The sequence below is a fragment of the Rhodoglobus sp. GW821-FHT12B09 genome (assembly GCF_058809925.1).
The window spans coordinates 246,697-267,137 of record NZ_JBXATB010000004.1 but is presented as its reverse complement, the minus strand read 5'-3'; the positions used below and the strand labels follow the sequence as shown (position 1 = coordinate 267,137).

The following is a 20,441-nucleotide window of genomic DNA, read 5'->3' as shown; positions in this document are numbered from 1 at the left end:
CAGAACATGCGGAAGTTCATCTTCAATACCACTCTGCTCAGCGCTCTCTTCGGAGGATGGGGTACGGTGCAGGCGACGCGCAAAGGGCCTCGCGACTGGCGCCTCATCCTGATGTGGGTGAGCTGGGGGCTCACCGTGGCGATAGCCGTCGGCACGGTCGTCAAGGAAGCGCAGACGCAGAACGAACTGGAGGACTGAACCATGTGGAACACCTACGGACCCTTTGACTTCATCCACGGCCTCGGCCTGCTCGTGGTCGGCTTCTTCTGGCTGATCGCGCTCGCCGTCGTCGTCGCGGTGCTCGTGCTGCTCGTCCGTTTCCTGCTGGTTGCGACCACCGCCGCGCGCATCTACGTGGCGAAGAACTCGCCCGCGAAGCCCGCCGCTACCACGAGCCCGGCCCCGACGAGCCCGGCCCCCACGCCCACCGCGCCCGCCGCAGCGACTCCCACCGCCGTCGCGCCCACGGCCCCCGCTGCGCCCACGACGCCCGTCACGCCGCCGGCACCCGTCACTCCGCCGGCAAAGTCCGCAGCGAAGCCTGCGACGAAGCCGGCCGCCAAGCCGCGCACCCCCAAGGCTCCCCCGGCGGTCTAGGTGGGCATCAGCTTCCGCACAGTTCTCAAGGGCGAGGGATACACCGCCGCCGGCATCGCCGTGCCCGAAGACCTCATGGCGCAGCTCGGCCCGGCGAAGCGCTACCCCGTGGTCGTCTCGATCAACGGCTCCCACACGTACCGGAACAGCGTCTCCTGGTACAAGGGCGCGTTCATGATCAGCGTGAGCTCGGAGAACCAGAAGCTCGCGGGCGTCAAGGGCGGCGACGAGGTCGACGTGACTGTCGAGATCGACGACGCTCCGCGCGTGCTCGAGCTGCCGGCGGAGTTCGCGCTCGCCCTCAAGAACGCGGGCGTGCTGGAGAAGTTCCAGGCGCTCTCGTACTCCAAGCAGAACAGCTTCGTGTCGCCGTGGTCTGCAGCGAGGTCAGACGCCACGCGCGACAAGAACCTCGCGAAGGCGATCGACGCGGTCAGCTGAGCCGGGTTTCGTGGGCCCGCCGGGGCCGTAGGGAAAGCTCCGCGCAGCTCGCGCGGACTCTTCGACCCCATGCGGAGGTTTCGGCAGCCGCATGGTGTCGAAACCTCCGCATGGGTTCGAGGCGCGCACCGGCCGCGCGGGGTTCGAGACACGCACGGCTTCGAGACGCGCGCGGGTTCGAGGCGCGCACCGGAGCGCGGCCCGGCTAGGACAGGAAGCCGCGCAGCAGCGCCGCCGAGCCCGCGAGGTGCTCGACCATCGCGTCGGCAGCACGCTCCGGGCTGCCGGTGAGGATCGCCACGACGATCGCCTCGTGCTGCTCGTTCGAGTGCTCGATGTTGCGAGCGAGCAGCGGGATGCCGTCGAGCAGCTGGTTGACGCGGGTGCGGTTGTCCGCGAGCAGGGACACGAGCGAGGGTGTGCCGACCAGCTCGCCGATCGTCAGGTGCAGCCGCGAGTCGAGCCGGCGGTAGTCGTCGGCCGATGCCGCCGCCGTCTCCCTGAGCCGAGTCCACAGCAGATCGCGCTCGACCGCCGTGAGCTCCCTCCCGGCGGCCGCGCGCGCGGCTCCCACCTCGAGGATGCTGCGGAGGCCGAGCACGTCCTCGATCTCCGCGGACGTGGGGGCCGCGGCATCCGGGCCGATCGCCGTCGTGGGAATGGTGTCGCTCACGAAGGTGCCGCCGTAGCGGCCGCGGCGGGCGACGAGGTACCCCGCGTCGCTGAGCGAGCGGATGGCCTCCCGCACGGTGTCGCGGCTCACCGAGAAGCGCGCGGCGAGGTCGCGCTCGGGCGGTAGCGCCTCCCCCGGCGCGACGATCCCGAGGCGGATCGTCTGCAGCAGGCGCGCCACGGTGTCCTCGAACGCGTTGCCGTTGCGCACCGGGCGGAACAGGACCTCGTCGGCAAGGCCCTCGTAGGTCGCGTCCCCCGCGTCAGTCATCGGAGCCTGCGCGGCGTCACAGCGGGGTCACGTACGCCGACGAGATGCCCCCGTCGACGAGGAACGTCGACGCCGTGATGAAGCTCGCGTCGTCGCTCGCGAGGAACGCGACGGCGGCCGCCAGCTCCTCGGGCTCGGCGAACCGGCCCTTCGGGATGTGCACGAGCCGCCGCTGGGCGCGCTCGGGGTCCTTGGCGAACAGCTCCTGCAGCAGCGGCGTGTTCACCGGGCCGGGGCACAGCGCGTTGACGCGGATGCCCTGTCGCGCGAACTGCACACCGAGCTCCTTCGTCATCGCGAGCACGCCGCCCTTCGACGCCGTGTACGAGATCTGCGAGGTGGCGCTGCCCATCACCGCGACGAACGACGCCGTGTTGATGATCGAGCCCGACTGCTGCTTGACCATGTGGCGCAGCGCGGCGCGCGAGCAGAGGTACACGCTCTTGAGGTTGACCTCCTGCACGCGGTCCCAGGCGGGGAGCTCGGTGGTCTCGATCGAGTCGTCGTCGGGAGGGGAGATTCCCGCGTTGTTGAACGCGATGTCGACCGAGCCGTACGTGGACGCGGCGGTGTCGAACAGGTTGTTCACCTGGGCCTCGTCGGTGACGTCGACCTGCACGAAGAGGCCGTCGACCTCGGCGGCAGCCTTCTCGCCCGCGTCGGCGTTGAAGTCGCCGATGACGACGCGCGCGCCCTCCGCCGCGAACCGGCGGGCCGTCGCAAGGCCGATCCCGCTCGCGCCGCCGGTGATCACGGCGACCTTCCCGGCGAGGCGCTGGGTGAGGTCGATCTTGGTGAGTGCCATGTCTGCCTTTCGTGGATCGAGCAGGCCCGCCAGGACCGTATCGAGATTGGTTTCGATACGCGCTGGCGCGCTACTCAACCCGCTTTCTCTCAATCAGTGGATATGAAGACGTTCTTGGTCTCGGTGAAGGCGGCCGCCGCGTCCGGCCCGAGCTCGCGCCCGAGCCCGCTCTGCTTGAACCCGCCGAACGGCGTCGAGTAGCGCACGCTCGAGTGCGAGTTGACGGAGAGGTTGCCGCTCTCCACACCGCGGGCGACCCGGATGGCACGGCCGACGTCGCGCGTCCAGATCGAGCCGCTCAGCCCGTAGACACTGTCGTTGGCCAGGGCGATCGCGTCCGCCTCGTCGCCGAACGGGAGCACGCTCACGACCGGCCCGAAGATCTCCTCCGTGACGCGGCGGTCGGTGCGGGACGCCGGAGTGATCACGGTCGGCGCGAACCAGTAGCCCGGCCCGGTCGGCGCGCTGCCGCGGAACGCGACGTCCGCGTCGTCCGGCTGGTAGGCCGTCACCGAGTCGAAGTGCGCCTTCGAGACGAGCGGGCCCATCTCCGTCTTCTCGTCGGTCGGATCGCCGACGACGACACCCTTCACCGCGGGCTCGAGCAGCTCGAGGAACCTGTCGAAGACACTGCGCTCGACGAGGATGCGGGAGCGCGCGCAGCAGTCCTGCCCGGCGTTCTCGAACACCGCGTACGGCGCCGTCGCCGCGGCCTTCTCGAGGTCGGAGTCGGCGAACACCACGTTGGCGCTCTTGCCGCCGAGCTCGAGTGTCACGGCCTTGACCTGCGCCGAGCATCCCGCCATCACCTGCTTGCCGACCTCGGTCGAGCCGGTGAAGACGATCTTGCGGACGCTCTCGTGGGTCACGAAGCGCTCCCCCACGACCGAGCCCTTGCCCGGCAGCACCTGGAACAGGCCGTCGGGCAGCCCGGCCTCGAGCGCGAGCTCACCGAGGCGGATCGCGGTGAGGGGCGTCCACTCGGCGGGCTTCAGCACTACCGCGTTGCCCGCCGCGAGCGCCGGCGCGAAGCCCCAGCTGGCGATGGTCATCGGGAAGTTCCACGGCACGATGATGCCGACGACGCCGAGCGGCTCGAGGAAGGTGACGTCCAGCCCGCCCGCGACCGGGATCTGCTTGCCGATCATCCGCTCGGGCGCCGCCGCATAGTAGTTGAGCACGTCGCGCACGTGGCCGGCCTCCCAGCGGGCCTGCCCGAGGGGATGCCCGGAGTTGACGACCTCGAGAAGCGCGAGCTCCTCGATCGCGCCGCCAACGGCCGTCGCGAAGTCGCGCAGCGCACCTGCGCGTGCTGCAGGCGCCAGCGCCGCCCAGGCCCGCTGTGCGACGACGGCCCTGGCCACGGCGTCGTCGACGCCCTCGAGCGTGGTGTGCTCGACCGTGCGGATCTCGGCCTCGGTGGCCGGGTTGATGAGGAGGGTGCTAGCCACGGTATTCCTTCGCTGCGTCGACGAGCCCTGCGAACAGCCGGATGTCCTCGGCGTCCTGCTCGGGGTGCCACTGCACAGCGACGCCGAACGGCACGCTCGGCAGTTCAACGGCCTGGATGGTGCCGTCGTCGGAGCGCGCCGTCACGACGAGCCCCTCCGCGACCTGGTCGATGGCCTGGTGGTGGTACGACTTGCCGACGACCGTCTCGCCGATGAGGGAGGCGAGCTTCGAGCCCTCGACCGTCACCTCGTTCTGCGCGAACTCGCCGTGCCCGAGGCCGTAGCGCGTGGACCCGACGATCTCGGGCAGGTGCTGGTGCAGCGTGCCGCCCAGGGCGACGTTGAGCATCTGGGCGCCGCGGCAGATGCCGAGGAACGGCAGCTCGCGCTCGATCGCGGCGGTGAGCAGGGCGTCCTCCCAGGCGTCGCGGTCGCGCCGGGGCTCGTCGGTCTCGGGGTGGGCGGGCTGGCCGTAGCGGGCGGGGTCGACGTCCTTGCCGCCCGTGATGATGAGGCCGTCGAGGCCGTCGAGCACGCGCGACGCGATCTGCGCGTCGACCGGCTGGGGCGGCAGGAGGACGGCGATGCCGCCCGCCTTCGTGACGGCCTCGAAGTAGACCTTCGGGAGGAACGCCGCCGGCACGTCCCACACCCCGGTCTGGGCCTGCTCGAGATAGGTGGTGAGGCCGATGATCGGCCGTCGTTCAGAAGCGCTCGAAGCCACGAACCCTCTCCCAGTCTGTGATTGCCGCGTCGTACGCGGACTGCTCGACGCGCGCGTTGTTCAGGTAGTGCGCTACGACGTCCTCGCCGAACGCCTCGACCGCGATCTCGGATCCCGCGAAGAGCTCGGTCGCCTCCCGCAGGCTCGACGGCACCCGCGGCGCATCCGACGTGTAGGCGTTGCCCTCGAAGATCGGCTCCAGCTCGAGCTCGTGCTCGATGCCGTAGAGGCCGCCGGCGATGAGCGCGGCGACCGCGAGGTACTGGTTCACGTCGCCGCCGGGCACGCGGTTCTCCACCCGGAGCGAGCGGCCGTGGCCCACGACGCGCAGCGCGCAGGTGCGGTTGTCGAGGCCCCACGCGACGGCGGTGGGCGCGAAGCTGCCCTCGACGTAGCGCTTGTAGGAGTTGATGTTGGGGGCGAAGAACAGCGTCAACTCACGGAGGGTCGCCAGCTGGCCGGCGATCCAGTGCTCCATGAGCTTCGAGAATCCGTACTGCCCGCTCTTGTCGGCCATGACGGGCTCGCCGCCCTCGCCCACGACGGAGAGGTGGATGTGGCAGCTGTTGCCCTCACGCTCGTTGAACTTGGCCATGAACGTGAGCGACTTGCCGTGGGCATCCGCGATCTCCTTCGCCCCGTTCTTGTAGATCGAGTGGTTGTCGCACGTGGCGAGCGCGTCCATGTAGCGGAAGGCGATCTCCTGCTGGCCGAGGTTGCACTCGCCCTTGACGCCCTCGCAGTACATGCCCGCGCCGTCCATGGAGTTGCGGATGTCGCGCAGCAACGGCTCCATGCGGGTGGATGCCATGAGCGCGTAGTCGATGTTGTAGTCGCTCGCAGGGGTGAGGCCCTCGTACTTGCGCTTCCACGCCTCGCGGTAGCTGTCGTCGAACACGATGAACTCGAGCTCGGTGCCGACGAACGCGCTGAGGCCGCGCTCCTCGAGCCGCTTCAGCTGGCGCTTGAGCACCTGGCGCGGGTCGGGGTTCACGGGGGTCTCGTCGAGCCAGGTGAGGTCGGCGGTGACGATCGCGGTGCCCGGGAGCCAGGGCGCGAGGCGGAGGGTGTCGAGGTCGGGGATCATGGCCATGTCGCCGTAGCCGCGCTCCCAGCTGGAGATGGCGTAGCCGTCGACGGTGTTCATCTCGACGTCGACGGCGAGCAGGTAGTTGCAGCACTCGGCGCCGTGCTCCGCGAGCTCCTCGAGGAAGAGCCGGGCCGACGCCCGCTTGCCGACGAGGCGGCCCTGCATGTCGGTGAACGCGATGATGACGGTGTCGATCTCCTTCGCCGCCACAAGCTCCGAGAGTGCCTCGACCGTGAGATTGCCTGTTGCCACCTGTGCTCCACTTCGAGTGAGTTCCGACCATTACACCACAGCGGATGCCCGCCCGATGTGCCCAACGTAACGCGCTGTTTACATCCAAAGGTAGACATCGGGTACCAATAGACGCCAAGCTCTCAGGAAAGCGTGGACGCCGCGGTCTGCCGTGGATCCCGCACCCGATTCAGTTTTGGAAAGGACCGGACATGGCAGAGACCCGCAAGGTCTCCGGCGTCAAGTACACGACCGCCGGAGCCGACTACTTCGAGAAGCGCAAGCTGAAGCGCAGCGCAGGCGTGTGGGGCCTCTGGGGCCTCGCCGTCGCCGCCGTCATCTCCGGCGACTTCTCCGGCTGGAACTTCGGCATCGACTTCGCCGGCTTCGGCGGTATGACCATCGCCTTCATCATCCTCGTCGCGATGTACTACGGCCTCATCTTCTCCATCGGGGAGATGGCCGCCGCCATGCCGCACACCGGCGGCGCCTACTCCTTCTCCCGCTCGGCAATGGGGCCGTGGGGCGGGCTCGTCACGGGTCTCGCGGAGACCATCGAGTACGTCGCGACCACCGCGGTGATCGTCTTCTTCTCCGCCAGCTACGCGAACGGGATCACCACCGAGCTGCTCGGCTTCGACCTGACCGGCAAGATGTGGATCTGGTACGCCGTGCTCTACATCGTGTTCATCGCGCTCAACAGCGCCGGCGCGAACATCTCCTTCAAGTTCGCCATCGTCGTCTCGATCATCTCGATCGCGATCCTGCTGGTGTTCTCGGCGATGGCGCTCTTCTCGGGCAAGTTCGACCCGGCGTCGCTGTTCAACATCGTGCCCGACCCCGGCCAGACCGCGTTCCTTCCGCACGGCGTCATCCCGATCCTGTTCGCGCTGCCGTTCGCCATGTGGTTCTTCCTCGGCATCGAGGAGCTGCCGCTCGCGGCGGAGGAGTCGGTCAACCCCACGCGGGACATCCCGCGCGCCGGGTTCATCGCCCGTGGCACGCTCATCGTCACGGGCATCCTGGTGCTCGTCCTCAACACGGGCGTGATCGGGGCCGAGGCCACCGGGACGGCGGGCGAGCCACTGCTCGACGGCTTCCGCGCGATCGTCGGCGACCAGGCGGCCGCGGTGCTCGCACTCTTCGCGCTCATCGGACTGCTCGCATCCCTCCAGGGCATCATGTTCGCCTACGGCCGCAACATGTACTCGCTCAGCCGCGCCGGCTACTACCCGAAGTTCTTCTCGCTCACGGGCAAGCGCCAGACGCCGTGGGTCGCCCTCGTGGTGGGCGCCGTCCTCGGCTTCATTGCGCTGATCGTGCTCGACCTCCTCGCCAACGTCGAAGGGGTGGGTGCCGTCGCCGGCGCGATCATCCTGAACATCGCGGTCTGGGGCGCGGTGCTCGCCTACGGGCTGCAGATGGTCTCGTTCATCATCCTGCGCCGCAAGTTCCCGAATGCCGAGCGCCCCTACAAGAGCCCGTGGGGCCTCCCCGGTGCATGGGTCGCCCTGATCATCGCGGCGCTCGTGTTCGTCGGGTTCCTCATCAACCCGACGTTCCAGCCCGCGATCATCGCCATCGCGATCGTCTACGTGGTCATCCTGGCCGGCTTCGCCATCTGGCGCCGCCACCACCTCGTGCTCTCGCCCGAGGAGGAGTACGCCCTGAGCGGCGGACTGCACGGCGACCCGCAGAAGGAGGGCTACGACGCCATGGAGTCCGAGGTCTTCGACAAGAAGTAGCGAGAGCGGGGCCTCCGTCCGGTAGCGTCGAGAGACCACGGACGGAGGCCCTTTCCATGCCCACAGACAGCGAGCGCATCGACGAGCTCGAGCGCCAGGTGCGCCGACTGGACGACCTGGTCGGCGTGCTCTACCGCCGCGCCGGCCTCGGCCAGTTGGAGACGGCCGGGATGCTCTCCTCCACCGGCGCCTACCCCGACGTCGTCGACGCGCTCAACCAGGGCAAGCTCATCGAGGCGATCAAGCTCTACCGCGAGCACACCAACGTGAGCCTCAAGGAGGCGAAGAACGCCGTAGAGGCGCTCGCCCGCGGGCTGTAGCGCGGGGCATCCCGGAGCTCGCCTCGCCCGCGCGCGCCGAGAGTTGCGGGGGCCACCCCGTCGCCCGCGCGGAGGTTTCGACTCCATGCGCCCGCCGATACCTCCGCATGGAGTCGAGACCTCCGCATGGGCGTGGGGGCACTACTCCTCCCGTGGACTCCGCGGTCTCCACGATGCACCCACCAGGGGGAACTGCCGACGGGCGCGACCGCGGTCGGCGACGATCTCGGGATGCTCGAAATCCTGTACAGCCGCGAACTCGCCGCCCTCGGCATGGACCGCCAACTTCGTCACTGGTACGCGCGCGGCATCGTCACCCGCATCGCGCCCGGAGCCTACGCGCGAACTGCGGACCTCGCCGCCCTTGACCGGGACGCCGCGTTCCGGCTCCGCATGATCGCCCTCGCTCAGTTGCATCCCCACGTCCAGTTCTCGCACGATTCCGCCGCCGCGATGTGGCGGCTTCCGAGCCTCGGACCGTGGCCGAACCTTGCGCACGTGTCCGCTCCGAGGGAGTCGGGCGGTCGATCAACCGCCCTCTTCACACGCCACGGGGTGGGGCTCGACCCGCGCGCCACCTCGATCGAGGGCGTCCGGGTCTCGTCGCTGGCGCGCACTCTTGCCGAGATGGCCACCCACCGGCGGTTCGCGCGCGCGGTCGCCATGCTCGATGACGGACTGCGGCAGCACGACGAGACGGAGTACCGGCACGGGCTTGCGGTTCCCGGAAAGCACGAGATCGTGGACGAGCTCGATCAACTCGGCAAGGTCCCGGGCTTCGCGAGAGCCGCGCACGCCGTGCAGTTCGCCGACGGCCGATCCGGATCTGCCGGCGAATCGTTGAGCCGCGTGCAGATGCTCGCTCTCGGCGTGGACATTCCGGAGTTGCAGGTGTCGTTCTACGACGCCGCGGGCTGGATCGGGGACGGGGACTTCTTCTGGCGCGACCGGGGGATCGTGGGCGAGTTCGATGGCGACTCGAAGTACGGCGACGCTCGGCGGTATGCCAGGGGGCTCACGGCCGAAGAGGTGCTCATCGCCGAGAAGCGGCGAGAGGACAGACTCCGCCGTGTCGTCAACGGTGTCGTGCGCTGGGACTGGTCGGTGGCGCGCGATCGACGCGCTCTCGCTGCCCGGCTCGCGGAGCACGGGATCGTCCCGCGTCGATCGACGCGGTGGCTTTGACTCCATGCGGAGGTTTCGGCGGGCGCATGGTGTCAAAACCTCCGCATGGGTGGGGGCCGGGCGAGGTGGGGCGGGGCGGGGTTGGGCGGGCGGGCGGTTTCGATACGGCCGCGGGCGGCCTACTCAACCAGCTACGCGTTGAACCGCGGCTCGCGCTTCTCGATGAAGGCGGACATGCCCTCGGCACGGTCGTCGAGCGCGAAGAGGGCGCCGAAGGAGCGCCTCTCGAAGCGCAGTCCCTCGGCGAGCGTGGACTCGAAGGCGACGTTCACGGCCTCCTTCGCGGCGTACACCGCGGCGAGCGACTTCGACGCGATGAGCTCGGCCGTGTCGAGCGCGTCATCGAGCAGCCCGTCCGCCGGCACCACGCGGGCGACGAGCCCGGCCGCAAGGGCTTCGGGGGCATCCATCGTCCTTCCCGTCAGGATCATCTCCATCGCCTTGGCCTTGCCGATCGCGCGGGTGAGCCGCTGGCTTCCGCCGAGGCCCGGGATGACCCCGAGGTTGATCTCGGGCTGGCCGAACTTCGCCGTGTCCGCCGCGATGATGAAGTCGCACATCATCGCCAGCTCGCACCCGCCGCCGAGCGCGTAGCCGGAGACCGCGGCGATCACGGGCGTGCGCAGCGCCGCGAAGTGCTCCCAGCCGCCGAGCAGCCCGTCGAGGTACACCTGCTGGTACCGCAGGTCGGCCATCTCCTTGATGTCGGCGCCCGCGGCGAAGGCCCTCGGCGAGCCGGTGATGACGATGCACCCGATGTCGCGCGAGGAGTCGAAGGCCGCCGCGGCCTCCATGACCTCCGCCATGAGCCGCGCGTTGAGAGCGTTCAGCGCCTCCGGCCGGTCGAGCGTGATGATGCCGACGCGCCCGCGCGTCTCGACGGTTATGGTGTCCACAGTTCCCTCTCCAACGGCGCGAAGAACGACTCCGTGCCGGTCACATCCTCGACCCGGGCGGGGTTCCACCGCGGGTTCCTGTCCTTGTCGACGACCTGCGCCCGGATGCCCTCCGCGAAGTCCGGCGAGGCGAGGTTCCGCAGCGACACCCGGAGGTCTTGGGCGAGCCCGTCCTCGAGCGTCGGCAGGGACTTCGCGCGCCGAAGGGCGGCGAGCGTCACGACGAGCGCGGTGGGCGACTTCGCGGCGAGCGCGTCGGCGATCGGGCGGCCCTCGAGGCGCGCCAGGATGACGGACAGGTCGTCGCCCGCGAAGGCCTCGTCGATCCACGCGCGCTCGGCGAGGAGCACGGGGGCGGGCGGGGTCTCGGCGAGGGCCTCCACCGACCGCGCGTCGACAAGCTCAACCAGCTGGGACGACGGCACGAAGTAGTCAGCGAGGCCGAGGGCGATCGCGTCGCCCGGTCCGACGGACTCGCCGGACAGCGCCAGGTAGGTGCCGAGCTCGCCGGGGGCGCGCGCGAGCAGCCAGAGCCCGCCCACGTCGGGCACGTAGCCGATCGTCGTCTCGGGCATCCCGACCCTCGACCGCTCCGTCACGACGCGGTGCGAGGCGTGCGCCGAGATTCCGACACCGCCGCCGAGGGTCACGCCGTCCATGATCGCGACGAAGGGCTTGGGGTACCGGGCGATGAGGGCGTCCATCGCGTACTCGTCGCGCCAGAACTTCTCGGCCGCGGAGCCGTCGCCGGCCGTGGCATCCCGGTACATCGCGACGATGTCGCCGCCGGCGCACAGGCCGCGCTCCCCCGCGCCCGTCAGCACCACGGAGTGCACCGTGTCGTCCGCGGCCCAGAGCTCGAGCCGTGCGGAGATCGCCGTCACCATTCCCTGTGTGAGCGCGTTGATGGCGCGCGGCCGGTTGAGCACGATGTGCCCGACCGCGCCCCGCACGGAGAACAGGACCTCGGCGTCTTCCACCCGCCCAGTTAACTACAGAGCACGGCCATCGCCGCCAGGCCGACAGCGGTCAGTGCTCCGGATGCCGCGGCAGCGGCCCGCGCTGCGCCGGCGCCGTGCATCCCGAGCCACACCCGCGCCCCCGCCCACGCGGCGACGATCGCGGCGAACGCCCACCCCGACTGGAGCGCGACCACGTGGTGGCCGCTGCCGCCCCACGGCAGGAAGGCGACGAGGGCGAGGGCCATCGCCCACAGGTCGAGCACGTGCGCCCGGAAGAACTCCCGGGTGCGCGAGAGGGCGGCGCACGGCACTGACACCACCACGAGCAGTGCCGCGCCCGCGATCGACGCGAACGCGGAGTGGGAGGCCATGGCAGCCGCCATCACGCCCAGCATGAGGACGTGCAGCGGGGCCTCCCGGCGGAGGTGCCTGCCTACGCCGTCCACACCGTCTTCGCGTTCACGAACTCCCGGATGCCGAACTGGCCGAGCTCGCGCCCGTAGCCGGAGTCCTTCACGCCGCCGAACGGCAGCCCGAAGAACGAGGCGGTGTTGCCGTTCGCGAACACCGCGCCGAACTCGAGGCCCAGCTGCAGCGCGTCGATCTCGGCCTGGTCGGCGGACCAGACGGAGGCGGCGAGGCCGAAGTCCGAGTCGTTGGAGAGAGCGATGGCCTCCTCGACCGACGAGACCTTGTACACGCACGCGACCGGTCCGAAGCACTCCTCGCGGTAGATGCGCATCTCGGGCGTGACATCCGTGAGCACGGTCGCCGGGTAGAAGAAGCCGGGGCCGTCGGGGAGGACGCCGCCGGTGTGCACGGTGACGCCCTTGGCGATCGCGTCCTCCACCAGCTCGTGCGCCTCCGCCCGCACGGACGGCGTCGCCATCGGGCCGAACGACGTCTCGGCCGAGAAGGGGTCGCCGGGCACCATGGCCGCCATGCGCGCGGTGAAAGCCTCGAACCACGCGTCGTAGACGTCCTCGTGGATGTAGAACCGCTTGGCGCAGATGCAGCTCTGGCCCGAGTTCTGCGTGCGGGAGTTGGCGCCGAACTCCGCCGCGCGGGCGATGTCGGCCGAGGGCATGACGACGAAGACGTCGGTGCCGCCCAGCTCCAGCACGCTCTTCTTGATGTTGCGGCCCGCAGCCTCGGCGACCGCCGAGCCCGCGCCCACGGACCCGGTCAGGGTGACAGCGCGGATGCGGCGGTCGTCGATGAGCTTCGAGGCCGCGGCGCCCTCGACGAGCAGGGTCTGGAACGCGCCCTTCGGGAAGCCCGCGCGCTCGAACAGCTCCCCCAGGTACAGCGCGACCTGCGGCACGCTCGACGCGTGCTTGAGCAGGCCGGTGTTGCCCGCCATGAGCGCGGGCGCGGCGAAGCGGATGACCTGCCAGAACGGGTAGTTCCACGGCATGACGGCGAGGACCGTGCCGATGGGCTGGAACACCACGCGGGCCGCGGAGGCGCCGACCGCCCCGGCCGGCACGGGCGACTCGTCGGCGAGGTACTCCTCGGCGTGGTCGGCGTAGTGCCGCATGCCGTTCGCCGACTTCGTCACCTCGTACTTGGCCGTGCCGATGGTCTTGCCCATCTCGGTCGAGGCGAGAGCTGCGACGGTCTCGAGCTCGGCGTCCATGAGGTCCGCGGCCCTGTGCATCCAGGCGGCGCGCTGCGCGAACGTGGTCACGCGCATGAGGGCGTTGGCCTTGTCGGCCGCGTCGAGGATCGCCTCGACCTGGGCCGCGGTGTGCGGCTCGAAGGTCTTCTCGACCTCTCCGGTGGTGGGGTTGACGGTAGCGATCGCCATGATCAGAACTCCTTCGTTTCATACAGGCGGCGCGCGAGAGCGAGGGCTCCCACGACGGGTGGATCGGTGAGCAGTACGGCGTCCAACTGCGGCTGCGCGGCGGCGAGACCGCGCACGAGCCCGTCGAACAGGCGCGGCTGGCCGACGATGACGCTGCCGGCGGCGACGACAGTCGAGCCGACGGCGCCGCGGGCGACGAGCTGGCCGACGAGCGCGACGAGGTTGCCTGCGGCGGCGTCGATGACGGATGCCGCGAGCGCCGAGCCCGCGTCGGCAGCGGCGAACACGGCCGGGGCGCGCGGGCCCCAGTTGTCCATGGTCGGCTCGTCGTTGACGGCGCGGGCGAGCCGCTCGGCGTCCGCCACGCCGAACGCGTCGCAGAGCGCCCGCAGGAGTCCGTCGTCGGGAAGCGAGGAGTCGTGCGCCCAGAGCGCGGCCCTGGCGGCCTCGCGCACGATGCCCGCGGCCCCTGCCTCGTCGCCGATCACCCAGCCCCAGCCGCCGGTGATCACATAGCTGCCGCCCGCGTCGCGGCCGACGCCGATCGAGCCGGTGCCCGCGATGAGGCCGAGCCCCTCCTCGAGCCCGGCCGCTGCCGGCAGCAGGGCCGCGTCGTTGACCGCGACCGCGGGATACGCCACCGCGGCCGCGAACTCGTGGGAGATCTCGTTGCTGTCCAGCCCCTGCGCGCCGATGCCGACCGCGACGATCTCGTACCCGGACGGTACCACGGCGGCGATGCAGCGCTCGATCCAGGCGACGCCGTGCTCGAGCGGCTCCGCGTCCCAGCCGTCCGAGGGAACGACGGTGTCGACGAGCTCCCGGCCGGACACGGTCTCGACGATGACGGCGGTCTTGGTCCCGCCGACGTCGAGCCCGACCAGCACCTGGCCCGCGGTGCCGGGCAGGGTCACTGCGGCGCCTCGACCTTGGTGTCCGAGTTGTGGAACACGAACTCCTCGATCTCGACGTTGTGGCGGTGCGCCACCTCGCCCACGAGGATCTGCATCACGAGGGCCTCGAGGATCGCGCGCTGCGAGGGCGCGACCTGCGGCAGCTTCACCGTCTGCAGGTTCGGGCCCTCGGCCACGGTCTGCCCGGAGATCAGGATGACGCGGTGCCCCGCCGCGCTGAGCGTGGCGGCGACCTCGAGCTCGCGGTCGTCGCCGAAGAGCACGTGCACGCCGTCGCCCGCGGACTCCATCGAGCCGTGGAGGTACTGGCGCGTGCTCATGCCGGCGGCGTGGATGCGCGCGACCTCGCGGAACAGCAGTGCCCCTGCCTCGGCGGAGCCGACGGAGGGGCCGGCGCCGACGAAGTCGGCGGTCGTGACGCCGTCGAACGTCGTCGCGAGCTCGGTGGCGCGGGCGCCCACGGTCTCCTCGGTCCAGCGGAAGAGTTCGGGCAGCGTGCTCCAGCCGAGGTCGACCTCGCCGCCGCCCCACGCGTCGGCGATCATCCCGAGCCCGACGATCGTCGCGGTGTACCCGATGGTTGACGCGTAGCTGTCGGGGATGTTGCCGAGGGAGAGGACGTGGTCGCTCAGGTCGGACATCGGCGAGGGGTCGCTGTTGACGACGGCGTAGCGCAGCGCGGGGTCGATCGAGTCGAGCACCGCGATGGTCTCCGTGCTCTTGCCGCTCTGCGAGATGCCGATGATGGGGTGCACGTCGCTCGGGAACGGCAGCGGGAAGTCTCCCGAGCCGAGGCGCCAGGCGTGGATGCCGCGCTCGCGCAGCGTCCACACCGGCGCGCACGCCGCGGCGAGGCTCGCGCCGATGCCCACGAAGATGGGCCCCGGACCGCTGAAGGCGCCCCCGGCCTGCTGGCCGCGCACGTCGTCCGCGATGGAGGCGATGGCCGCCTCGAGGGCCTCAGCCTGCGTCGCCCTCGCGCTCGCGAAGGTGATGTAGCCGCGCATATGTTCCGCCGTTCCCGTTCAGGTGCTGTAGTCCAAGCCGAACCACAGCCTAGCTTTGGTCTATAGATGTATCAACAGGTATGTCTAATGTTCATGGTGGTCGTGGCCGTTGTGGTCACCGTGGTCGTGGCCGCCGGGCGCGCAGTGGTCGCTGGAGGACTCCGGGATGTCCATCGCGGGGTTGCGGCCGAAGAAGCCGTGCGGCTTCAGGACGAAACCACAGGTGTCCACGGGCATGATCGGCCAGTCCTCCACCCGGGGGAAGTGCGTGAGCCCGAAGGTGTGCCACAGCACGATGTCGTTGTCGTCGACGTTCCGGTTCGCGGCCGTCCAGGCCGGCAGTCCCGCACCGCCCGGGTGCAGGTTCACGAAGTCGCCGGCCGGGTACAGCTCGGTCGGCTCGTACTCGGTGACCCACAGGTGCTTCGTCGAGAACGTCGCGCGCTTGTGGATGTCGGAGTCGGAGTCGGCCAGCAGCACGGGCTTGCCCTCGGGGAGCAGCACCCACCCGACGTCGTTGCCCAGGCGGTTCTGCACCGACGGATTCGTGACGAGCCACGCGCGGCCCCTCGCGTTGTCGGCGAGGCGCTGGGCATCCCGCTCGCTCTTCAGCCTCGTCACCAGCTGGGTGAAGCCGGTGCCCGTCGGGTTCTCCGGCCCGCGCGGCACGAGGGCCGCCTCGAGCTCGTCGACCGAGTTGCCCAGGCCGTCGACCATCATGTCGAGGCGCGCGCTGAACAGGTGCTGGTGGTACGGGGCGCCGAGGCCGGGGGCGAGCTCGCTCGCGTACTTGTAGCCGGCCCCGGGGTAGGCCGACGTGAACACCACGCCGGTCGCCTTGACCTCGAACTCGATGGTGCCGTCGAGGCCGAAGTACCAGTAGAAGCCGTAGTCGTAATTGCCCACCGTGACGAAGAAGCTCACGACGAGGCGGCGGTTGCGGCGGGAGATGCTGGAGCCGTTCCAGTTGTCGGTGTGCTTCCAGAGGATGCCCGTGTCCTCCTCGTGGATGCAGATCGCCTGCGGGATGACGTGCGCGTGGCCGTCGTTGCCCGCGACCACCGCGTCGAGGTACGTGATGTCCCCGACGCAGTCGCACCCGAGCTCGAGCGAGTTCGCGTAGCCGCCGAGCAGGTACTCGCCGCAGTCGAAGAAGTTCTGGAACCAGCGCTGGGGGCTCGGGTCGCCGTACGGCACCATCATCTCCGCGATGGATGCCCGGTAGATGACCGGCCGCGCCGTGCCCTCGTCGTCGATGGTGATGTTGTGGAAGACGAGCCCCTCCCGCTGGTCGAACCCGACCTGCAGGTTCCAGCCCAGCCAGGAGAGCGTGCCGTCCTCGCCGATCGTGAAGCTCGGCCCCTGGGGCTGGGTGATCTCGATCGGCTTGACGCCCTCGCGGTCGGGCCCGCGCCAGGTCTCGAGGTGGAAGTTGCCGCTCTCGAGGGGAACCGGCAGCTCGACGTAGTCGACGACCTCGAGCACCTCCTTCGTCACCACGTCGAACATGACGGTCACGCCGTCGACGGGGTGGGCCCAGCCGAGGTCGTCCGGGGAGTCCATGACGAAGGTGAAGCAGCGCTGGATGCGGCGGCCGGTCTCGGCGACGCTCAGCACCCCGGCGGAGAGCGGGTTGATGACGAGCTTGTCGAAGTCGGTCAGGCCGCGCTTGGCCATGGCCGCCTGCCAGTCGGCGTTCTCCTTGATGACCTCCACGACGTGGAACTCGTCGATCACCACCGGCACCTGTCCGTCGACCGCGTGGTCGAGCTTGCGGGTGCTGACCACGCGGTCCTCGGCGATCGAGACGACGACGTCCCACGAGTCGTTCGTCGCCATGTCGACGAGCATGCTGCGCACGCGGCGGTCGGCGCCGCCCGCCGTCAGCAGCAGCCGCTTGTCCGGCTCGACGAGGCCCACATAGGAGAAGTGCACGTCGGGCCCGGCGAGGCCCGCGGCCTCGAGGATGGCGCGGTTGGCGGTGATCTCGTCGGCGGTGAGCGTTGCGAGGGAAGCGCTGATCGGCATGGGATTCCTTGGTCTAGGCGGTGCGGGAGAAGAAGGTGCGCAGGCGGTAGCGGTCGCCCGCGTACCGGATGCGCGAGGAGAAGATGGGCCGGTCGGCGCCGTCGACGACGACCTGGTGCATGACGAGCACGGGTGTTCCCGGCTCGACCGCGAGGTGGGCGGCGAGGTACTGGTCCGCGGGCTTGGCCTCGATCGTCGACTCTGCGCGGAGCAGGTCGAGCCCGGCGCGGGTCAGCGACTCGTAGAGGGAGGCGTGCGCGAAGTCGATGGTGTCGAACCCGGGCACCAGTGCGGCCGGAACGCGCGAGTCGTCGAGCGCGATCGGCACCTGGTTGAGCATCCGGACCCGCTCGAGGCGGAAGAGCGGGGCTCCGGGCGCGATCGACAGCTCCTCGGCCTCGTCGATCGTGGCGGGGGCGATCTCGGCGCGGAGGATCCGGGACGATGCCACGAGCCCCATGCGCTCGGCGGTCTCGCTGAACGACTCCAGGCTGTTCGGCCAGTCCTTCTGCTGGCCCGCCGCCACGAACCAGCCGCGGCCGTGGGACGAGCGCAGCACGCCGTCGTCCACGAGCTTGAGCAGCGCCTTGCGCAGCGTGACGCGCGAGATGCTCAGATCCGCGCACAGCTCGCGCTCCGGCGGTAGTCGCGTGCCCGCGGCGAGGCGCCCCTCGGCGATCTCGCGGGTGATGTGGTCGACCGCCTGGATCCAGAGCGGGTCGGCGCTGTCCGCCCGGGGGGCGGTGGGGGCGAGTGTCACGCGAGCACCGGCTCCCAGACGCCCGACCTCATGGAGCGGTAGCAGGCGTCGAGGACGCAGTTGACGATGTACCCGTCCTCGAACGTCTCGTCCGGCTCCTCGCCCTTCTCGAACGCGGTGACGAAGTGGCGGAACTGCTGCGAGAACCCGTAGGCGCGGGCCTCCTCCGGAACGGGGTAGACCCAGCCCGTCTCGGCGTCCGACTTCTCGACCAGGTAGCCGACCGGGTTCTGGATGAAGCCCCAGACCGGGGTGGCGGAGCTGTCGGTCACGAGCCGCCCCGCGGATCCGACGAACTCGTGGCGCAGCTGCATCCCGCCCTTCTCGATCCAGGACGACTCGACCGTGGCCATCTGGCCGCCGGCGAACTTGAGCATCGCGACCGCCGTGTCCTCTCCCGTGGTCTTGTCGCCGTGCACCAGCGTCGCGCCCCACGCCCAGACCTCGGTGATGGGGTTGTCCTTGCCGAAGAAGTGGCGGGCCGACTCGACGGTGTGGCAGCCCATGTCGAGGAGGGCGCCGCCGCCGGCAGTCTCGGCGTCCCAGAAGTGGGGAGCGTGCGGGCCCGAGTGGCCCTCGCGGGCGCGCATGGTGAGCAGCTCGCCGATTCCGCCGGCCTGCACCATCTCGTAGGCCTTGACCACGTTGGGGGAGAACACTGAGCACTCGGCGTAGGCGGCCCAGATGCCGGCATCCTTCACGATGCGCAGGATCTCCTTCGCCTCCGCACCGGTGCGGGCCAGCGGCTTGGTGCAGATGACGCCCTTGCCGTGCTTCGCGGCGAGCCGCACCGCCTCGACGTGCGCCTCGTTGGGCAGGGCGATGATGACGAGCTCGACGGCGGGGTCGGCGCACAGCGCCTCGATGTCGTCGTACTGGTTCGGGATGGGCCCCCAGGGCTCCGACCACTTCGCCGCGAACTCCACGGCGCGGGCCTTCGTGCGGGAGTAGTTGGCCACGAGGGTGGCGTTGCGCACGTCCTGCAGGCCGTCGACGTACTGGTCGCTGATGAAGCCAGACCCGAGGATTCCGATGCCTACCACGTGGTGCCTCCCTGTTCGCGAGCGTCTCTCGCACGCAAACCACATGATAGCTAGAGGTTCTACCTTGGTCTACCAATAACGAAATAATAGATACCTCTTGCTACCTCTTGTAACTGCCCCCTATAGTCGCTGATACAACGCGTCGCCCTAGCGGCACAGCCGTGTTGAGCTTCATCCCGAAGCACTAAGTGTTGAGAGGAGACACCATGCGTTCCACACTTGCACCGCTCGCGGCCCTGACCGTCGCGGCACTCGGCCTGACGCTCGCAGGCTGTTCGACCGGCGGCGACGCCGGAAACAGCGGCGACGTCACGACGATCACGTTCGGCAACTGGCGGGTCGAAGACCAGGCCCTGTGGGAGGAGAACGTCATTCCGGCGTTCGAGGCCGCCCACCCGGACATCAAGGTCACGTACCAGCCGACCGGCACGGACGACTACAACGCTGCGATCCAGTCGCAGATCGAGAGCGGGACCGGCCCCGATGTGATCATGTGCCGCCCGTTCGACGTCAACCGCGCGTGGATCGACGACGGCTACTTCGACGACCTCACCGGTCTCGACGGCATCGACGGGTTCACCGACACCGCTCTCGCAGCGTGGCAGGGCAACGACGGCAACCCGTACTGCGTGCCGATCGCCTCCGTGCTCGCCGGCTTCTACTACAACAAGGCGATCTTCAAGGAGCTCGGCCTCGAGATCCCCACGACGATGGCCGAGTTCACCGACGTGCTGCAGGCCATCAAGGACAACGGCAAGTACACGCCGCTCGCCCTCGGCTCTGCGGACGGCTGGCAGCTCTCGTACAACGTGCTCGACAGCATTGGCCCGAACTACTGGAAGGGCGAAGAGGGCCGTCTCGGCCTCATCGACGGCACCAAGAAGCTGACCGACCCCGAGTTCGTGGACGCCTTCCAGGCCGTCTCCGACCTCAAGTCGTTCATGCCCGACGGCTACCAGTCCCTGACCTACGAGGACCAGATGCAGCTGTTCACGCTCGGCAAGGCGGCCATCATGCCCGACGGCTCGTGGGATGTCACCGCGGCCACCGCGACCGGCCTCGACGTGGGCGTCTTCGCCCCGCCGGTGGTCTCGTCCGGCGACCAGCGCTACCTGCAGGAGATGCCCGACCAGGGTGTCGGCCTCAACGCCGACAGCAAGAACAAGGACGCCGCCAAGACGTTCCTGTCCTGGCTCGCCTCGAGCGACTTCCAGAGCATCTACGTGGACAAGGTCCCCGGGTTCTTCTCGATGGGCTCTGAGCCGGTCACCTACACGAACGCCCTCGCCCAGGAGTTCGCCGACCTGAAGACGGACGCGCTGCTCACGCCGCGCCTCCAGCTCGACCGCCTGAGCGCCGGCACCCCGCCGCTCGACGACAACACCTGGGCCGTGCTGCAGACCGTCTTCAACGACGGCGTGTCGGCGACGGATGCCACGTCGAAGCTCCAGACGGACCTCGACAGCTGGTACACCCCGGCAGGCTGATC

General features: G+C 69.7%; 21 protein-coding genes. 7 read left to right on the top strand and 14 right to left on the bottom strand.

Annotated features, from left to right (window positions below):
- Window positions 1-6: 6 nt before the first annotated feature.
- Genes AC1RTC_RS10710 through AC1RTC_RS10700 form a run of 3 tightly spaced genes read left to right on the top strand, consistent with a single transcriptional unit; the run spans window position 7 to window position 1,038 of the window.
- On the top strand, window positions 7-198 hold the full coding sequence (locus AC1RTC_RS10710) for a hypothetical protein (protein WP_493155517.1): 192 nt from the start codon (window positions 7-9) through the stop codon (window positions 196-198).
- A gap of 3 nt (window positions 199-201) precedes the next feature.
- Complete coding sequence (locus tag AC1RTC_RS10705; RefSeq protein WP_493155516.1) at window positions 202-597, top strand: hypothetical protein; 396 nt, start codon at window positions 202-204, stop codon at window positions 595-597.
- On the top strand, window positions 598-1,038 hold the full coding sequence (locus AC1RTC_RS10700; RefSeq protein WP_493155515.1) for a YdeI/OmpD-associated family protein: 441 nt from the start codon (window positions 598-600) through the stop codon (window positions 1,036-1,038).
- A 205-nt stretch (window positions 1,039-1,243) separates the two neighbouring features.
- Here AC1RTC_RS10700 and AC1RTC_RS10695 read toward each other — a convergent pair whose 3' ends face one another.
- The 5 genes from AC1RTC_RS10695 to AC1RTC_RS10675 form a co-directional block, all read right to left on the bottom strand.
- Window positions 1,244-1,981, bottom strand: a complete 738-nt coding sequence (locus AC1RTC_RS10695) for a FadR/GntR family transcriptional regulator (RefSeq protein ID WP_493155514.1) — start codon at window positions 1,979-1,981, stop codon at window positions 1,244-1,246.
- A 16-nt stretch (window positions 1,982-1,997) separates the two neighbouring features.
- Complete coding sequence (locus tag AC1RTC_RS10690) at window positions 1,998-2,786, bottom strand: 3-oxoacyl-ACP reductase (RefSeq protein WP_493155513.1); 789 nt, start codon at window positions 2,784-2,786, stop codon at window positions 1,998-2,000.
- 89 nt (window positions 2,787-2,875) lie between these two features.
- Window positions 2,876-4,237, bottom strand: a complete 1,362-nt coding sequence (locus tag AC1RTC_RS10685) for an aldehyde dehydrogenase family protein (RefSeq protein WP_493155512.1) — start codon at window positions 4,235-4,237, stop codon at window positions 2,876-2,878.
- Entirely contained in the window at window positions 4,230-4,961 is a 732-nt protein-coding gene (locus tag AC1RTC_RS10680) for a gamma-glutamyl-gamma-aminobutyrate hydrolase family protein (RefSeq protein WP_493155511.1), read from the bottom strand. The genes AC1RTC_RS10685 and AC1RTC_RS10680 overlap by 8 nt, the downstream gene beginning before the upstream one ends.
- The gene (locus tag AC1RTC_RS10675; RefSeq protein ID WP_493155510.1) at window positions 4,942-6,303 is read right to left on the bottom strand and encodes a glutamine synthetase family protein; all 1,362 of its coding nucleotides are present in this window, start codon (window positions 6,301-6,303) and stop codon (window positions 4,942-4,944) included. The genes AC1RTC_RS10680 and AC1RTC_RS10675 overlap by 20 nt, the downstream gene beginning before the upstream one ends.
- A gap of 191 nt (window positions 6,304-6,494) precedes the next feature.
- Here AC1RTC_RS10675 and AC1RTC_RS10670 point away from each other — a divergent pair, with 191 nt between their 5' ends.
- The 3 genes from AC1RTC_RS10670 (at window position 6,495) to AC1RTC_RS10660 (ending at window position 9,532) form a co-directional block, all read left to right on the top strand.
- Complete coding sequence (locus AC1RTC_RS10670; protein WP_493155509.1) at window positions 6,495-8,027, top strand: amino acid permease; 1,533 nt, start codon at window positions 6,495-6,497, stop codon at window positions 8,025-8,027.
- Between the two features lie 56 nt (window positions 8,028-8,083).
- Window positions 8,084-8,347 (top strand): hypothetical protein, encoded by a 264-nt coding sequence (locus tag AC1RTC_RS10665; protein ID WP_493155508.1) that lies wholly within the window; start codon window positions 8,084-8,086, stop codon window positions 8,345-8,347.
- A 231-nt stretch (window positions 8,348-8,578) separates the two neighbouring features.
- The gene (locus tag AC1RTC_RS10660; RefSeq protein ID WP_493155507.1) at window positions 8,579-9,532 is read left to right on the top strand and encodes a hypothetical protein; all 954 of its coding nucleotides are present in this window, start codon (window positions 8,579-8,581) and stop codon (window positions 9,530-9,532) included.
- Between the two features lie 131 nt (window positions 9,533-9,663).
- Here the strand turns inward: AC1RTC_RS10660 and AC1RTC_RS10655 are convergent, their stop codons facing one another.
- The 9 genes from AC1RTC_RS10655 to AC1RTC_RS10615 form a co-directional block, all read right to left on the bottom strand.
- Window positions 9,664-10,428, bottom strand: a complete 765-nt coding sequence (locus tag AC1RTC_RS10655; protein WP_493155506.1) for an enoyl-CoA hydratase — start codon at window positions 10,426-10,428, stop codon at window positions 9,664-9,666.
- Complete coding sequence (locus AC1RTC_RS10650; protein ID WP_493155505.1) at window positions 10,416-11,408, bottom strand: enoyl-CoA hydratase/isomerase family protein; 993 nt, start codon at window positions 11,406-11,408, stop codon at window positions 10,416-10,418. Before AC1RTC_RS10650 ends, AC1RTC_RS10655 begins: the two co-directional genes overlap by 13 nt.
- Before the next feature lie 8 nt (window positions 11,409-11,416).
- Window positions 11,417-11,836 (bottom strand): hypothetical protein, encoded by a 420-nt coding sequence (locus AC1RTC_RS10645; RefSeq protein WP_493155504.1) that lies wholly within the window; start codon window positions 11,834-11,836, stop codon window positions 11,417-11,419.
- Window positions 11,824-13,200 carry an NAD-dependent succinate-semialdehyde dehydrogenase gene (locus tag AC1RTC_RS10640; RefSeq protein ID WP_493155503.1) on the bottom strand — a complete coding sequence of 459 codons (1,377 nt, stop codon included), beginning with the start codon at window positions 13,198-13,200 and terminating at the stop codon, window positions 11,824-11,826. Before AC1RTC_RS10640 ends, AC1RTC_RS10645 begins: the two co-directional genes overlap by 13 nt.
- A gap of 2 nt (window positions 13,201-13,202) precedes the next feature.
- The gene (locus AC1RTC_RS10635; RefSeq protein ID WP_493155502.1) at window positions 13,203-14,114 is read right to left on the bottom strand and encodes a BadF/BadG/BcrA/BcrD ATPase family protein; all 912 of its coding nucleotides are present in this window, start codon (window positions 14,112-14,114) and stop codon (window positions 13,203-13,205) included.
- Entirely contained in the window at window positions 14,111-15,121 is a 1,011-nt protein-coding gene (locus tag AC1RTC_RS10630; protein WP_493155501.1) for an SIS domain-containing protein, read from the bottom strand. The genes AC1RTC_RS10635 and AC1RTC_RS10630 overlap by 4 nt, the downstream gene beginning before the upstream one ends.
- Window positions 15,122-15,205: 84 nt before the next feature.
- Window positions 15,206-17,149 carry a primary-amine oxidase gene (locus AC1RTC_RS10625; protein WP_493155500.1) on the bottom strand — a complete coding sequence of 648 codons (1,944 nt, stop codon included), beginning with the start codon at window positions 17,147-17,149 and terminating at the stop codon, window positions 15,206-15,208.
- Window positions 17,150-17,162: 13 nt separating this feature from the next.
- Window positions 17,163-17,909 carry a GntR family transcriptional regulator gene (locus AC1RTC_RS10620; protein ID WP_493155499.1) on the bottom strand — a complete coding sequence of 249 codons (747 nt, stop codon included), beginning with the start codon at window positions 17,907-17,909 and terminating at the stop codon, window positions 17,163-17,165.
- The gene (locus tag AC1RTC_RS10615; RefSeq protein ID WP_493155498.1) at window positions 17,906-18,952 is read right to left on the bottom strand and encodes a Gfo/Idh/MocA family protein; all 1,047 of its coding nucleotides are present in this window, start codon (window positions 18,950-18,952) and stop codon (window positions 17,906-17,908) included. Before AC1RTC_RS10615 ends, AC1RTC_RS10620 begins: the two co-directional genes overlap by 4 nt.
- 206 nt (window positions 18,953-19,158) lie before the next feature.
- Between AC1RTC_RS10615 and AC1RTC_RS10610 the strand changes: the two genes are divergently transcribed.
- Window positions 19,159-20,439, top strand: coding sequence for an ABC transporter substrate-binding protein (locus AC1RTC_RS10610; protein WP_493155497.1), 1,281 nt, complete (start codon window positions 19,159-19,161; stop codon window positions 20,437-20,439).
- Window positions 20,440-20,441: the final 2 nt, after the last annotated feature.